The organism is Bradyrhizobium sp. B025 (genome assembly GCF_042257955.1).
In the GTDB taxonomy this organism is placed as follows: domain Bacteria; phylum Pseudomonadota; class Alphaproteobacteria; order Rhizobiales; family Xanthobacteraceae; genus Bradyrhizobium; species Bradyrhizobium diazoefficiens.
The window spans coordinates 8,701,688-8,715,803 of record NZ_CP170150.1 but is presented as its reverse complement, the minus strand read 5'-3'; the positions used below and the strand labels follow the sequence as shown (position 1 = coordinate 8,715,803).

The following is a 14,116-nucleotide window of genomic DNA, read 5'->3' as shown; positions in this document are numbered from 1 at the left end:
GTGAGTAGAAGGTTAAACGAAGGCGGCCTATCACAAGGCCGCCTTCGCGCGTTTGCGGCATGCTTCGGATGGGCCCGCCCGGCGGAAACTCCGCCCTGGACGGTCGAATGTGCCGTGCCCGTAAGACTACGGTGACCATCAGGCGATAAGATTTCCCTTCCCACGAGCAACGGTGTGCGGCGTTCGACATGACAGCAATGACGGCTTCTCATCTGATTTCACGTTGGTCCGGTGCCTTCTGGTCGGGAGCACTCGGCATCTGTGCGATCGTCGCCGTCATCCGTCCCGCTGAGGCTGATCCCCGCGCCGTGGTTGAGCTCTTCACCTCGCAGGGCTGCTCCTCCTGCCCGCCCGCCGACAAGATCATCGGCGATCTCTCCAGCGATCCCTCGATCATCGCGCTGAGCATGCCGATCGATTATTGGGATTATCTCGGCTGGAAGGACACGCTGGCGGATTCGCGCTTCTCGGCGCGGCAGCGCGCTTATTCGCGCATGCGCGGCGACCGCGAGGTCTACACCCCGCAGGTCGTGGTGAACGGCTCGACGCATGTCGTCGGCAGTGATCGTGCCGGCATCGAGAGTGCGATCGGCAAGACCGACAAAGGCATGGGCGTGATGAGCGTGCCGGTGACGATGTCGCTCTCGGGCAAGCAGATCAACGTGTCGGTGGCCGCGAGCAAGGAGCCGGCGATCTCGCACGGCGAAGTCTGGATCTGCTCGATTGCGAAGTCAGTGCCGATCGCGATCGCCAAAGGCGAAAATCGCGGACAGCAGATCACCTATCACAACGTGGTGCGCAACCTGCTCAAGGTCGGCGACTGGAACGGTCGTCCGGAAAGCTGGACGGTGCCGATCGAGAACCTCACGCGCGACGGCGTCGATGGCGCGGTGGTCTATGTCCAGGACGGCAGCCGCGAGAAACCCGGCCCGATGCTGGGCGCGGCATACACGTCGCTGCACTGACGCGCACGCTTCGCATTCTTCCTGATGCGCGGTCTGGCTCTATCTCCTCATGGTGAGGAGCGCGCCCCTTGCGCGCGCGGCGGACGATGCTGCGCATCGCCGCGAGAACCATGAAAGGCCCCGCTGATGCCGCTCGGGCCTCGATCCTTCGGGACGCCGCGCGAAGGATGAGGGAGAGAGCGTACGCAAGATCGTGTCGGAAAAATCTTGTCCCTCGTCATTCCGGGGCGCGCCTCTTTGGCGCGAGCCCGGAATCCATTTCTCAACTGGGAACCTTGGATTGATGGATTCCGGGCCCGCGCTTCGCGCGTCCCGGAATGACAGCGGGGGAAGAAACATCCCGACGCAAACAAAAAAGGACCAACTCGCGTTGGCCCTCCTTGTCGCGCGTACAGACCCGATCCCGTCGACCCCGGGGGGCTGGGGGCTGAGGAATCCGGAACCGAAAGGACCGGGTCAACGCACACAGCTCTTTTCGCAGTGCAGGGCGGCAGGCGCTGGGCGGAAAAGCGGCGATACTATGATTCCTGCTAACGATCCCGTGACGGTTCGTCGCGACAGAGTTCCACCGTTGCGTGTGTTCCGATTCGCCCCCGGTTCAATGGGTTGCACCGAGAGCTCTTCAAACAGCCCTCGAGAGCCCCTTGCGGTGGGGAACGGTTGGCGCAATCATGCGATTGTCATGATCCGCGGTTCCGGGGACGGTTTTCGCGGACGCGATCATGCCGTGCGATCAGGAGGCGCTCCATGAGTCTGACGTCGGAGGATGCCGATCCGAGCGAGCAGCGCGCGGCGGCGCGTCCCCCCGCTGCGAATGCGCAGCCGAACCAGGTGACCTTCAACCGGCTCGAGCTGCGCCGAATTCTCAATCTCTACGGCCGCATGGTCGCCGACGGCGAGTGGCGCGACTATGCCATCGACTTCCTGAAGGACCGTGCGGTGTTCTCGGTCTATCGCCGTGCCTCGGAAGTGCCGATCTATCGCATCGAGAAGGACCCGCGCCTCGCGCGCAAGCAGGGCATGTACAGCGTGATCTCGGCGACCGGCCTGATCCTGCGCCGCGGCCACGAGCTCGAGCGCGTGCTGCTGGTGATCGATCGCAAGCTGGCCGTGGTGTAGCAAACTCCTCTCGTCATTCCGGGATGCGCCGATAGGCGCAGGCCCGGAATCCATAACCCTGGCCTGTGGTTATGGATTCCGGGCTCGCGACTTCGTCGCGCCCCGGAATGACGATGAAGAAACGCTTACTTCCCCGGCACCGTGCTGGCGCCCTCGCCGAGCTCGCGCTGCATCATCACCGTGTCGAGCCAGCGGCCGAATTTCAGCCCGACATTGGGATGCGTGCCGATCATCCTGAAGCCGCCCTTGGTGTGCACGCCGATCGAGCCGGCATTGGCGGAATCGCCGATCACCGCGATCATCTGGCGGAAGCCGCGCGCCTCGCACTCGGCGATCAGCCGCTCCAGCAGCAACGAGCCGACGCCGCGGCGGTGGAAGGAGGGGTCGAGATAGATCGAGTTCTCGACCGTGAAGCGATAGGCCGGCCGCGGCCGGTAGGCGCCGGCATAGGCGTAGCCGGCAACGCGGCCGTCGAGGATGGCGACGAAATAGGGATAGCCGCCGTCGACCAGCGCGCGGTAGCGCCGCGTCATCTCGGCAAGATCCGGCGGCTCCAGCTCGAACGTCGCCGTGCCCTCGCGGACGGCCTGCTGGTAGATGGCGGTGATGGTGGGGAGGTCGGCCTCAAGGGTGGGCCTGATTTCAGGTGCGGACATGGGGGAAGATTAGAGCCTTCCCGCGGCGGCCGGAAGAGGCAACATCGTTTCCATATACTCCGTCATTGCGAGGAGCCCTTGCGACGAAGCAATCCAGAAATGCATCCGCGGAAGCACTCTGGATTGCTTCGCTGCGCTCGCAATGACGGTGTTCGTGGAGGCACCCGGCTCAAACAAAAACCCCGGCCTCTCGGCCGGGGTTCGTGTCGTCCACTCTCTCGCCGATCGCTTAATCGCGCTGGCCGAGGAGCTGCAGGAGCAGCGTGAACAGGTTGATGAAGTTCAGGTACAGCGACAGCGCGCCGGTGATGGCCGCACGCTCTGCGATGTCACCGCCGGCCGCAGCGTAGCCGTAGATGTAGTCGTTCTTCAGCCGCTGGGTATCCCAGGCGGTGAGGCCCGCGAACACCAGCACGCCGACCACCGACACGATGAACTGCAGCATCGAGCTCGCCAGGAACAGGTTCACCAGGCTCGCGATGATGATGCCGATCAGGCCCATGAAGAGGAACGAGCCCATCCCGGTCAGATCACGCTTGGTGGTGTAGCCGTAGAGGCTGAGCGCACCGAAGGTCGCCGCGGTGATGAAGAACACCCGCACGATCGAGGTGTGCGTGAACACCAGGAAGATCGACGACAGCGAGATGCCCATCAGCGCCGAGAACACCCAGAACAGGATCTGGGCGGTCGAGGGCGCCAGACGGTTGATGCCTGCCGAGATCACGAACACCATGGCGAGCGGCGCGAGCATGAACAGCCACTTCAGGGGGCTGACGAACATCGCATAGCCGAACGGCGTCAGGAACAGCTTGCCGACGCGGACGGCTTCCGGGGTCGGAACGTCGGTCACGGCGGCCATGTAGACGCCGAGTGCGGCAAGGCCCGTGATGGCGAGGCCAATGCTCATGTAGTTGTAGATGCGCAGCATGTAGGCGCGCAGGCCGGCATCGACCGTCGCGGCGTCAACACGCCCGGCGGCCCTGCCGAAAGGAGAAGCGTAGTTACGGTCTAGGTCCGACATGGTCGAATTCCCGTTGGTTGGCCGGATCCGGCATGAGGGTCGCCATGCCGCCGGTTCGTCAAACTCTATCTCGGATACCGATGTCTGCCGACTAAATTTTGGCTAACAATCGGGGGTCCGAACCCATTGGATATGTGGGAAACTAACACATTCGCTGCAACCGTCCACGCGCGGCCGAATGTCGCCCTCGCCGGCAATCCTGGCGAGCGGACGTGGTTAATCGCAAGAATCGTGCGTTTCCGCACCCGCGCGGCGGCCCGCTACCTTTTGTCACAAATTCCGCAACACCGTGGCGGGCTTTTTGTTCAACGCCAGGAGCGTGCCGGCGAGCCCGAGCCCGACAGTGACGACCAGGGCGGCCACGACCACGCCGGCCGCGCTGCCGGCCTGCCAGACGAAGCTGAGCGTCATCAGCCGCGTCACGATCATCCAGGCGGCGATGCTGCCGGCGATCACGCCGAAGACCGCGGTTGCAAGCCCGATCAGGAGGTATTCGAGCGCATAGGCGCCGAGCAGCCGCAACCGCGTCGCGCCCAGCGTCTTCAGGATCACCGCATCGTAGACCCGGTGGCGATGGCCGGCCGCGAGCGCCCCGCCCAGCACCAGGATCGCCGAGATCAGGGTCACGGCGCTGGCGCCGCGGATCGCCAGCGCAAGATTGGTCACGACCGAGCCGACCGTCTCCATCACCTCGCGCACGCGCACGCTCGTCACCATCGGGTAGGTGTCGGCCACCTGCTTGATGATCCTGCCGTCGCCTTCGGCATTGCTGCCGGCTTCCGTCAGCGTCGCGATATGGGTATGCGGCGCGCCCTTGAAGGCGTTCGGCGAGAACACCAGGACGAAATTGATGCCGAGGCCTTGCCAGTCGATGTTGCGCAGATTGCTGATCTTCGCCGGGATGTCGCGGCCGAGCACGTTGACCACGACCTCGTCGCCGAGCTTGAGGCCGAGCCCGTCGGCGATCTTCTTCTCCATCGAGACCAGCGGCGGGCCGGAATAGTCGGCGCTCCACCACTCGCCCTCGACCACCTTGGAGCCCTTCGGCAGCTCGCCGGTATAGGTGAGGCCGCGGTCGCTTTGCAGCACCCACTCGGAATCGGTCGTCGGCTTGAGCTCTTCGGCGCGGACGCCGCGTGCGGCGACGATGCGCCCGCGCAGCATCGGCACGTCCTCGACCTTGGCGCCGGGCGCGATCTGGCGCAGATAGCCGTCGAACTGCGCGGCCTGCGTGCTCGGAATGTCGATGAAGAAGAACGACGGCGCCTGGTCCGGCAGGGCCGCGAGGAACTGCCGGCGCAGATTGCCGTCGATCTGGGTGATGGTGACGAGCACGGCGAGCCCGAGGCCGAGCGACAGCACGACCGAGGGCGTCAGCGCGCCCGGCCGGTGGATGTTGGCGATCGCGAGCCGCAGCATCGGCAGCCGCGTCCGCGGCATCCGCCGCGCGATCGTCATCAGCAGGGCGGCGATGCCGCGCAGCAGCGCGAACACGACGACCGAGGAGGCCACGAACACCGCCGCGATGCGCTTGTCGAAGGACAGGCCGATCACGACCGCGACGAGCAGGGCGATCACGACGCCCATGAACACGAGATAGCTCCAGCGCGGCCGGTGCCATTCGGAGCTGATGGTGTCGCGGAACAGTGCGGCGACCGGCACGTCGTGCACCCGTCCGAGCGGCCACAGGCCGAAGGCGAGCGCGGTCAAGAGGCCGTAGACGAAGGACAGCGCGAGCTCGTCGGCATGCACGGCCGGCACCACCGGCAGCGGCAGCAACTTGCCGAACAGACCGACGATGGCGAAGGGCATGGCGGCGCCGAGCGCGAGCCCGATCACGGACCCGATCGCGGCCAGCAGGATGACCTGGGCGAGATAGATGCCGAACACGTCGCGGCCCGTGGCGCCGACGGCCTTGAAGGCCGCGATCACCTCGAGCTTCCGGTCGATATGGCTCTTCACCGCGTTGGCGACGCCGACGCCGCCGACCAGCAGCGCGGCGAGGCCGACCAGCGTCAGGAACTGCGTGAAGCGGCTGATGTTGCGCTCGAGCTGCGGCGAGGCGTTGGAGCGGCTGCGGACTTCCCAGCCGGCCTGCGGCGCGGCGTTGCGCGCATCGGCGATGAAGGCGTCGGTCGCGCGCTCGTTGTTGGCGGTATCGGGCAGCTTCACCCGGTAGACCCAGCGCACCAGGCTGCCGGGCTGGATCAGGCCGGTGGCCCGCAGGCCCGCCTCGCTGATCAGGAAGCGCGGGCCGAAGCCGATGCCGCCGGCGAGCTTGTCGGGCTCGGCTTCGACCGTGCTGCGGATCTGGAAGGTGGCCGAGCCGATGGTGACGCGGTCGCCGGTCTTGAGCGAGAGCCGCGCCAGCAGCGTCGGATCGGCAGCCGCGCCGAACGCGCCGTCACGCTCCGCAAGGATGTCGGACATCGGCAGCTGTGGCGCCAGCGTCAATTGGCCGAGCATCGGATAGGTGTCGTCGACCGCCTTCATCTCGACCAGCGCGAGCTGGCCGTCGGCCGAGCGCGCCATGCCGCGCAGGGTCGCGGCGGTCGAGACGGTGCCGCGCGAACGCAGGAAGGCGACTTCCTCGGGCTTGGCCTCGCGCTGGAACAGCACGAAGGAGACGTCGCCGCCGAGCAGCGTGCGGCCTTCGCGGGCGAGACCGTCGGAGAGGCTCGCCGACACCGAGCCGACGCCGGCAATCGCCATCACGCCGAGCGCGATGCAGGCGATGAAGACGTAGAAGCCGCGCAGGCCCCCGCGCAATTCGCGTAAGGCGTAGCGGAGCGACAACGCGGCGGCGTTGGGCCGCACGAACGGTTGGGCCGCGGCGCTCATGCCGGCGCAGACTGCGTGTCGATGCGGCCGGAGCGCAGGCGGATGACGCGATCGCAGCGATGCGCGAGCGAGGAATCGTGCGTGACCAGCACCAAGGTCATGCCGCGCTCGGCATGCTTGGTGAAGAGCAGGTCGACGATCTGTTTTCCCGTCGCCTCGTCGAGATTGCCGGTCGGCTCGTCGGCGACGAGGATCGCGGGATCGGGCGCCAGCGCGCGCGCGAGCGCGACGCGCTGCTGCTCGCCGCCGGAAAGCTGCGTCGGATAATGATGCAGGCGGTCGCCGAGCCCGACCGATTGCAGCTCCTGCGCCGCGCGTTTCGCGGCGTCGGGATTGCCGGCAAGCTCGAGCGGCACGGCGACGTTCTCCAGCGCCGTCATGGTCGGGATCAGATGGAAGGACTGGAAGACGATGCCGACCTGGCGGCCGCGGAAGCGGGCGAGCGCGTCCTCGTCGAGGGCATTGAAAGGCGTGCCGTTCACCACCACCTCTCCGCTATCAGGACGCTCCAGCCCCGCCATCACCATCAGCAGCGTGGATTTGCCCGAGCCTGACGGGCCGATCAGGCCAATCGTCTCGCCCGAGGCGACCCGCAAGCTGATATCCTTGAGGATGTGAACGCGTGCCGCGCCCGTACCCAATGAGAGATTGACGTTGGAGATAGCGATGGTGTCCGGCGTGGTGCCGGCGAGCGAAGAGGATTCGATGCGAGTGTCCATGGTCCGGTCATATGGCAACTCCGATAGCGCGGTCGAGAGGCGTTACGGATTGTTCATGCACATAGCCGTGTTGGTGCTCGCCGTGATGACAATTGCGACAAATGCGTCGGCACAGGCCCAGCCGGCCGCCAAACCGCTCAAGCTGGTGGTCCTCGGCGATTCCCTGAGCGCCGGCCTCGGCCTCCCGGCCCAGGAGGCATTCCCCACGAAACTTCAAAAATCCTTGCAGGCCAAAGGCATAGAGGTTGACATGACCAATGCCGGGGTGTCCGGCGACACCGCCTCCGGCGGCCGCGACCGGCTCGACTGGTCGGTCCCTGAGGGAACCGAGGGGGTGATCGTCGAGCTCGGCGCCAACGACGCGCTGCGCGGCATCGATCCCGGCCTGACGCGCACCGCGCTGACCGACATCGTCCAGCGGCTGAAGGCGCGCAGGATTCCGGTGATGCTGTGCGGCATGCTGGCGCCGCCGAATTACGGCGCCGACTACGCCGCCCGATTCAATTCGATTTATCCGGATCTTGCGAAACAATTCGATGTGCCGCTCTATCCGTTCTTTCTCGACGGCGTTGCGGCCGACGCCAAGCTCAACCAGGCTGACGGCATCCATCCGACCGCGGCGGGCGTCGACATCATCGTCGGCAACATGATGCCCACGGTGGAGGCATTCCTGCGCAACATAAGCGAGCAACGCCGTTGAAAAGCAGGCAACGCTAACCCTAATTCCCAGGGTTTTCCCGGGGTGGCCCGCGCGATGCTTCGCAGAGTCACACAACTGCGATAGGAATCAGGGTACCGGTGATTCGTCGCCGGCTCTAATTTGGATAAGGTCCTGCTTCAAGGGACCGTACCCAAGCATCGGGAGTGCGAAACGATGCCGCGTTTGTTCACTGGTCTGGAAATTCCGGCCGAGATCGGCCAGACGCTTTCCAACTTGAGGGGCGGCCTTCCCGGCGCCCGCTGGATCGATCCCGAAAATTATCACGTCACCTTGCGCTTCATCGGCGATATCGACGGCGTCTCCGCCAACGAGATCGCCTCGATGCTGTTTCGCGTCAACCGCAAACCGTTCGAGGTGAAGGTGCAGGGGCTGACGAGCTTCGGCGGCCGCAAGCCGCGCGCGGTGGTCGCCACCATCGCGCCGAGCAAGCCGCTGATCGAATTGCAGGCCGAGCTCGAGCGGATGATGCAGCGGATCGGCCTTAATCCGGAGGGACGCAAGTTCATCCCGCACGTCACGCTGGCGCGACTGCACGACGCCACCGACCGTGACGTCGCCGACTATCTGTCGCTGCGCGGCTACTTCCCGAGCAAGGCGTTCATGGCCGAACGTTTTGTCTTGTTCTCGTCCCGTGCATCGACCGGCGGCGGACCGTATGTGGTCGAGGACGCCTACGAGCTGTGTGAGTAGGTCTTTACCTCTCCCCGCCTGCGGGGAGAGTGAGGAAATTCGCATACCCCTGACACCAATTCACGGCTTGCAATTTCCGTCCGTCTCTGGCGGTAAAGAGCCATGCTCTCGACCCCCAGTTCCCCATTCCGCGAGGCCTATCAGGCCCAGATCGCCGACGGCGCGATCGAGCCCGATGCCGCGCAGGCCGAAGTCGCCGAAGCCTATGCGGCGCTCGACCAGCGGCTCGGCAGCTACAAGCCGCAGCGCAAGCAGGGCCTGCTCAGCCGTCTGTTCAGCAGTGACAAGGACGAGGCGCCGCACGGGCTCTACATCCATGGCGAGGTCGGCCGCGGCAAGACCATGCTGATGGACCTGTTCTTCCAGCACTCCTCGGTCGAGCACAAGCACCGCGCGCATTTCCACGAATTCATGGCCGATGTGCACGAGCGCATCTACGACTATCGCCAGAGCATCGCGCGCGGCGAGATCGCCGACGGCGACGTCATCGCGCTGACCGCGAACGCGATCTTCGAGGAGAGCTGGCTGCTCTGCTTCGACGAATTCCACGTCACCGACATCGCGGACGCCATGATCCTCGGCCGCCTGTTCGCAAAGCTGTTCGAGCTCGGCACCGTGGTGGTCGCAACCTCCAACGTCGCGCCCGACGATCTCTACAAGGGCGGCCTCAACCGTTCGCTGTTCCTGCCCTTCATCAAGCAGATCACCGACCACATGGACGTGGCGCGGCTCGATGCGCGCACCGACTTCCGGCTGGAGAAGCTTCAGGGCGTGCCGATGTGGCTGACGCCGGCGGATGGCGATGCGGACGCAGCCCTCGACCGCGCCTGGTCGCGGATGAGCGGCAGCGCCAAATGCAAGTCGCGCGATATTTTGATCAAGGGCCGCATCCTGCACGTGCCGTGCTCGGCCCATGGCGTGGCGCGGTTCTCGTTCGCCGATCTCTGCGAGAAGCCGCTCGGCGCATCGGATTACCTCAGGCTCGCGCACGACTATCACACCATCCTGGTCGACCATATTCCAGTGATGGACTTCTCCCAGCGCAACGCCGCCAAGCGCTTCATCACGCTGATCGATACGCTCTATGACAATGCCGTGAAGCTGATGGCCTCGGCCGACGCCAACCCGATCTCGCTGTACCTCGCCGATGAGGGCAACGAGGCCAACGAGTTCAAGCGGACCGCCTCGCGGCTGATCGAAATGAGCTCGGAATCCTATCTGGCGCTGCCTCACGGCCGCAAGGATTCCACCGCCAGCGGCTCCACCAAGGGCCTGGTGGAGACTTAAGTCCTATTTCACCATTTTCTCCGCCGTCATTCCGGGGCGCGACAAAGTCGCGAGCCCGGAATCCATCGCGCCACTAACTCTGCAGCCCGATGGATTCCGGGCCTGCGCCTGTCGGCGCATCCCGGAATGACGGACGGGGGTATGCTGGCTGCGATCTCGGCAAGCCCGACAATTGGGCATCCACCGACTTGAACGGGCGAAGCGAAAGGGATAACCACCCTGTCAGTTTTCCCCTCCTTACGTGTCTAAAGGACAGGTTCACATGGCGCGCGACAAGATTGCTTTGATTGGCTCCGGTCAGATCGGCGGAACGCTGGCTCACCTCATCGGCCTGAAAGAACTGGGCGACGTCGTGATGTTCGACATCGCCGAGGGCGTGCCGCAGGGCAAGGCGCTCGACATTGCGCAGTCCTCCCCGGTCGACGGCTTCGACGCCCACTACACCGGCGCGAACTCCTACGAGGCGCTCGACAACGCCAAGGTCTGCATCGTCACCGCCGGCGTCCCGCGCAAGCCCGGCATGAGCCGCGACGATCTCCTCTCCATCAACCTCAAGGTCATGGAGCAGGTCGGCGCCGGCATCAAGAAGTATGCCCCCGACGCCTTCGTCATCTGCATCACCAACCCGCTCGACGCCATGGTGTGGGCGCTCCAGAAGGCCTCGGGCCTGCCGCACAAGAAGGTCGTTGGCATGGCCGGCGTGCTGGACTCGGCGCGCTTCCGCTACTTCCTGGCCGACGAATTCAACGTCTCCGTTGAAGACGTCACCGCCTTCGTGCTCGGCGGCCACGGCGACACCATGGTGCCGCTGGTGAAGTACTCCACCGTCGCCGGCATCCCGCTGCCTGACCTCGTCAAGATGGGCTGGACCTCGCAGGCGCGCCTCGACGAGATCGTCGACCGCACCCGCAACGGCGGCGCCGAGATCGTCAATTTGCTCAAGACCGGCTCGGCCTTCTACGCCCCGGCCGCTTCCGCGATCGCGATGGCCGAGAGCTATCTGCGTGACAAGAAGCGCGTGCTGCCCAGCGCCGCCTACCTCAACGGCGAATACGGCGTGAAGGACATGTATGTCGGCGTGCCCGTCGTGATCGGCTCCAAGGGTGTCGAGCGCGTCGTCGAGATCGAGCTCGCCGGCAAGGACCGCGAGGCCTTCGACAAGTCGGTCGGCGCGGTGCAGGGCCTGGTCGACGCCTGCAAGAAGATCGCCCCCGATCTTCTCGGCCGCTAAGGCGCAAACAAATCCCGCCGAAGATCGGAAAACCGGTCTTCGGCGGTTTCACTTCTGGGGCCCGGCAGCAACTCTTGTTGAAGGCCTGGCGGGTTCCGGCTCAGCAGTCCAAAGATCTCGATGTCAAAGAATCCGGGTTGCAGTTCCTGTGGTATATGGTATGCCAGCCACAAGACTGAGGTGGGCCTACGAGGTCACCGCCCGCGGATTCAGGGAGCGACCATATGAATATCCATGAATATCAGGCCAAAGCGCTGCTGGGCGAGTTCGGCGTTCCAATCTCCAAGGGCGTGCCGGTCCTTAAAGCCGCAGACGCGGAGGCCGCCGCCAAGGCGCTACCTGGTCCGGTCTATGTGGTAAAGAGCCAGATCCATGCCGGTGGCCGCGGCAAGGGCAAGTTCAAGGAAGCCTCCGCCGGCGACAAGGGCGGTGTCCGCATCGCCAAGTCGGCCGCCGAGGTCTCCGAATTCGCCAAGCAGATGCTCGGCGCGACGCTCGTGACGATCCAGACCGGCCCTGCCGGCAAGCAGGTCAACCGCCTCTACATCGAGGACGGCTCCGACATCGACAAGGAGTTCTATCTCTCGCTGCTGGTCGACCGCGAGACTTCGCGCGTCTCGTTCGTCGTATCGACCGAAGGCGGCGTCAACATCGAGGACGTCGCGCACAACACGCCCGAAAAGATCGTCACCTTCTCGGTCGATCCCGCGACCGGCATCATGGGCCATCACGGCCGCACCGTCGCCAACGCGCTGAAGCTCTCGGGCGATCTCGCCAAGCAGGCCGAGAAGCTCACCGCGCAGCTCTACGCGGCATTCGTCGCCAAGGACATGTCGATGCTGGAGATCAACCCGCTGGTCGTGACCAAGCAGGGTCAGCTCCGCGTGCTCGACGCCAAGGTGTCGTTCGACGACAACGCGCTGTTCCGTCATCCCGAGGTGCTCGCGCTGCGCGACGAGACCGAGGAAGACGCCAAGGAAATCGAGGCGTCCAAGTACGACCTCAACTACGTCACCCTCGACGGCAACATCGGCTGCATGGTCAACGGCGCCGGTCTCGCGATGGCGACGATGGACATCATCAAGCTCTACGGCATGGCGCCGGCGAACTTCCTCGACGTCGGCGGCAGCGCCAGCAAGGAGAAGGTCGCGGCCGCGTTCAAGATCATCACCGCCGATCCCAACGTGAAAGGCATCCTGGTCAACATCTTCGGCGGCATCATGAAGTGCGACGTGATCGCCGAGGGCGTCACGGCCGCCGTGCGCGAGGTCGGCCTCAGCGTGCCGCTGGTGGTTCGCCTCGAAGGCACCAATGTCGAGCTCGGCAAGAAGATCATCCTTGAATCCGGTCTGAACGTGGTGCCGGCCGACAATCTCGACGACGCCGCGCAGAAGATCGTGAAGGCCGTCAAGGGAGGCTAACGCCATGGCCCAGGACCATCTCGCCGCATCATCTCCGCTTGCAGAGCACGCGCGTCTCGCCGCGTTCGCCGGCGAATGGGATGGCGAAGAGGTGGTCTTCCCGTCGCGCTGGACGGCGGGCGGGCCGGCCACCTCGCACACCGTCGCGCGCATGGATCTCAACGGGTTCTACCTGATCCAGGACTCGGTGCAGATGCGCGACGGCAAGCAGATCTTCGCCACCCACGGCATCTTCACCTTCGACCGCGAGGACCGGACCTACAAATTGTTCTGGTACGACTCGCTCGGCTACACGCCGCCTTCGCCCGCCTCCGGCGGGTGGGTCGGCAAGACCCTGACGCTGGTGCGCGGCTCGCTCCGCGGCAATGCGCGCCACGTCTACGAGATCATCGACGACAATTCCTACTCGTTGAAGATCCAGTTCTCGCCGGACGCGGAAGGCTGGGCTGACGTGCTCACCGGCGTCTACCGCCGCATCCACTGACCTCTCACTCGTTAGTTTCGCGAAAGCAGACCTCATGTCCATCCTGATCGACAAGAACACCAAGGTCATCTGCCAGGGCTTCACCGGCAAGAACGGCACCTTCCATTCGGAGGCCGCGATTGCCTACGGCACCAAGATGGTCGGCGGCACTTCGCCGGGCAAAGGCGGTTCGACGCATCTGGGCCTGCCGGTGTTCGACACCGTGCGCGACGCGCGTGAGAAGACCGGCGCGGACGCGTCGGTGATCTACGTGCCGCCGCCGGGCGCGGCCGATGCGATCTGCGAAGCCATCGACGCCGAGATCCCGCTGATCGTCTGCATCACCGAAGGCATTCCGGTCATCGACATGGTCCGCGTGAAGCGCTCGCTGGCCGGTTCCAAGTCCCGCCTGATCGGGCCGAACTGCCCGGGCGTCATGACCGCCGGCGAATGCAAGATCGGCATCATGCCGGCCAACATCTTCAAGACCGGCAGCGTCGGCATCGTCTCCCGCTCCGGCACGCTGACCTATGAAGCCGTGTTCCAGACCTCGCAGGAAGGCCTCGGCCAGACCACCGCGGTCGGCATCGGCGGCGACCCGGTCAAGGGAACCGAGTTCATCGACGTGCTGGAAATGCTGCTCGCCGACCCCAAGACGGAATCGATCATCATGATCGGCGAGATCGGCGGTTCCGCCGAGGAGGACGCCGCCCAGTTCCTCAAGGACGAGGCCAAGCGCGGCCGCAAGAAGCCGATGGTCGGCTTCATCGCCGGCGTCACCGCCCCTCCCGGCCGCCGCATGGGTCATGCCGGCGCGATCATTTCGGGCGGCAAGGGCGACGCCGGTTCCAAGACCGACGCGATGAAATCGGCTGGGATTACAGTGTCGCCGTCTCCCGCCCGCCTCGGGCACACGCTTGCCGAAAAGTTGAAAGGCTAATTCACTTCTTCGTGCTTTTCCGGGCGAAGTTTCGCAGCAAAT

Annotated in this window: 13 protein-coding genes; 9 read left to right on the top strand and 4 right to left on the bottom strand. The window is 65.0% G+C overall.

Features of this window, described 5'->3' with window-relative positions; genetic code table 11:
• Positions 1-188 precede the first annotated feature (188 nt).
• Both ACE10W_RS41215 and ACE10W_RS41210 read left to right on the top strand, forming a co-directional pair.
• Positions 189-965: a thioredoxin family protein gene (locus ACE10W_RS41215; RefSeq protein ID WP_011083296.1), complete on the top strand. Its 777-nt coding sequence runs from the start codon at positions 189-191 to the stop codon at positions 963-965.
• Between the two features lie 747 nt (positions 966-1,712).
• Positions 1,713-2,084, top strand: coding sequence for a DUF2794 domain-containing protein (locus ACE10W_RS41210; protein ID WP_011083295.1), 372 nt, complete (start codon positions 1,713-1,715; stop codon positions 2,082-2,084).
• 125 nt (positions 2,085-2,209) lie between these two features.
• On the opposite strand, the gene ACE10W_RS41205 is transcribed toward ACE10W_RS41210, so the two are convergent.
• From ACE10W_RS41205 to ACE10W_RS41190, 4 genes are all read right to left on the bottom strand, one after another.
• Positions 2,210-2,740: a GNAT family N-acetyltransferase gene (locus tag ACE10W_RS41205; RefSeq protein ID WP_060909709.1), complete on the bottom strand. Its 531-nt coding sequence runs from the start codon at positions 2,738-2,740 to the stop codon at positions 2,210-2,212.
• Between the two features lie 229 nt (positions 2,741-2,969).
• Positions 2,970-3,761 (bottom strand): Bax inhibitor-1/YccA family protein, encoded by a 792-nt coding sequence (locus tag ACE10W_RS41200; protein ID WP_028174871.1) that lies wholly within the window; start codon positions 3,759-3,761, stop codon positions 2,970-2,972.
• A 270-nt stretch (positions 3,762-4,031) separates the two neighbouring features.
• Positions 4,032-6,602 (bottom strand): ABC transporter permease, encoded by a 2,571-nt coding sequence (locus tag ACE10W_RS41195; protein ID WP_304549630.1) that lies wholly within the window; start codon positions 6,600-6,602, stop codon positions 4,032-4,034.
• On the bottom strand, positions 6,599-7,321 hold the full coding sequence (locus ACE10W_RS41190; RefSeq protein ID WP_011083291.1) for an ABC transporter ATP-binding protein: 723 nt from the start codon (positions 7,319-7,321) through the stop codon (positions 6,599-6,601). The genes ACE10W_RS41195 and ACE10W_RS41190 overlap by 4 nt, the downstream gene beginning before the upstream one ends.
• A gap of 55 nt (positions 7,322-7,376) precedes the next feature.
• Here ACE10W_RS41190 and ACE10W_RS41185 point away from each other — a divergent pair, with 55 nt between their 5' ends.
• The 7 genes from ACE10W_RS41185 (at position 7,377) to sucD (ending at position 14,074) form a co-directional block, all read left to right on the top strand.
• Entirely contained in the window at positions 7,377-8,021 is a 645-nt protein-coding gene (locus ACE10W_RS41185; protein WP_304549628.1) for an arylesterase, read from the top strand.
• Between the two features lie 174 nt (positions 8,022-8,195).
• A complete protein-coding gene (thpR, locus tag ACE10W_RS41180) occupies positions 8,196-8,732 on the top strand; it encodes an RNA 2',3'-cyclic phosphodiesterase (protein ID WP_011083289.1) in 537 nt (178 codons plus the stop codon).
• A gap of 102 nt (positions 8,733-8,834) precedes the next feature.
• Positions 8,835-10,019 carry a cell division protein ZapE gene (zapE, locus tag ACE10W_RS41175; protein WP_304549626.1) on the top strand — a complete coding sequence of 395 codons (1,185 nt, stop codon included), beginning with the start codon at positions 8,835-8,837 and terminating at the stop codon, positions 10,017-10,019.
• Positions 10,020-10,281: 262 nt separating this feature from the next.
• On the top strand, positions 10,282-11,250 hold the full coding sequence (gene mdh / locus ACE10W_RS41170; protein ID WP_008145224.1) for a malate dehydrogenase: 969 nt from the start codon (positions 10,282-10,284) through the stop codon (positions 11,248-11,250).
• Positions 11,251-11,474: 224 nt separating this feature from the next.
• Positions 11,475-12,671 carry an ADP-forming succinate--CoA ligase subunit beta gene (gene sucC / locus ACE10W_RS41165; protein WP_011083287.1) on the top strand — a complete coding sequence of 399 codons (1,197 nt, stop codon included), beginning with the start codon at positions 11,475-11,477 and terminating at the stop codon, positions 12,669-12,671.
• A 4-nt stretch (positions 12,672-12,675) separates the two neighbouring features.
• Positions 12,676-13,155, top strand: coding sequence for a DUF1579 domain-containing protein (locus tag ACE10W_RS41160; protein WP_011083286.1), 480 nt, complete (start codon positions 12,676-12,678; stop codon positions 13,153-13,155).
• Between the two features lie 34 nt (positions 13,156-13,189).
• Positions 13,190-14,074 (top strand): succinate--CoA ligase subunit alpha, encoded by an 885-nt coding sequence (sucD, locus tag ACE10W_RS41155; RefSeq protein WP_011083285.1) that lies wholly within the window; start codon positions 13,190-13,192, stop codon positions 14,072-14,074.
• The last annotated feature ends 42 nt before the right edge of the window (positions 14,075-14,116 follow it).

Coding starts and splice junctions, on each gene's coding strand:
- ACE10W_RS41215 (WP_011083296.1), top strand. CDS start 189: ATGACAGCAATGACGGCTTCTCATCTGATTTCACGTTGGTCCGGTGCC.
- ACE10W_RS41210 (WP_011083295.1), top strand. CDS start 1,713: ATGAGTCTGACGTCGGAGGATGCCGATCCGAGCGAGCAGCGCGCGGCG.
- ACE10W_RS41205 (WP_060909709.1), bottom strand. CDS start 2,740: ATGTCCGCACCTGAAATCAGGCCCACCCTTGAGGCCGACCTCCCCACC.
- ACE10W_RS41200 (WP_028174871.1), bottom strand. CDS start 3,761: ATGTCGGACCTAGACCGTAACTACGCTTCTCCTTTCGGCAGGGCCGCC.
- ACE10W_RS41195 (WP_304549630.1), bottom strand. CDS start 6,602: ATGAGCGCCGCGGCCCAACCGTTCGTGCGGCCCAACGCCGCCGCGTTG.
- ACE10W_RS41190 (WP_011083291.1), bottom strand. CDS start 7,321: ATGGACACTCGCATCGAATCCTCTTCGCTCGCCGGCACCACGCCGGAC.
- ACE10W_RS41185 (WP_304549628.1), top strand. CDS start 7,377: ATGCACATAGCCGTGTTGGTGCTCGCCGTGATGACAATTGCGACAAAT.
- thpR (WP_011083289.1), top strand. CDS start 8,196: ATGCCGCGTTTGTTCACTGGTCTGGAAATTCCGGCCGAGATCGGCCAG.
- zapE (WP_304549626.1), top strand. CDS start 8,835: ATGCTCTCGACCCCCAGTTCCCCATTCCGCGAGGCCTATCAGGCCCAG.
- mdh (WP_008145224.1), top strand. CDS start 10,282: ATGGCGCGCGACAAGATTGCTTTGATTGGCTCCGGTCAGATCGGCGGA.
- sucC (WP_011083287.1), top strand. CDS start 11,475: ATGAATATCCATGAATATCAGGCCAAAGCGCTGCTGGGCGAGTTCGGC.
- ACE10W_RS41160 (WP_011083286.1), top strand. CDS start 12,676: ATGGCCCAGGACCATCTCGCCGCATCATCTCCGCTTGCAGAGCACGCG.
- sucD (WP_011083285.1), top strand. CDS start 13,190: ATGTCCATCCTGATCGACAAGAACACCAAGGTCATCTGCCAGGGCTTC.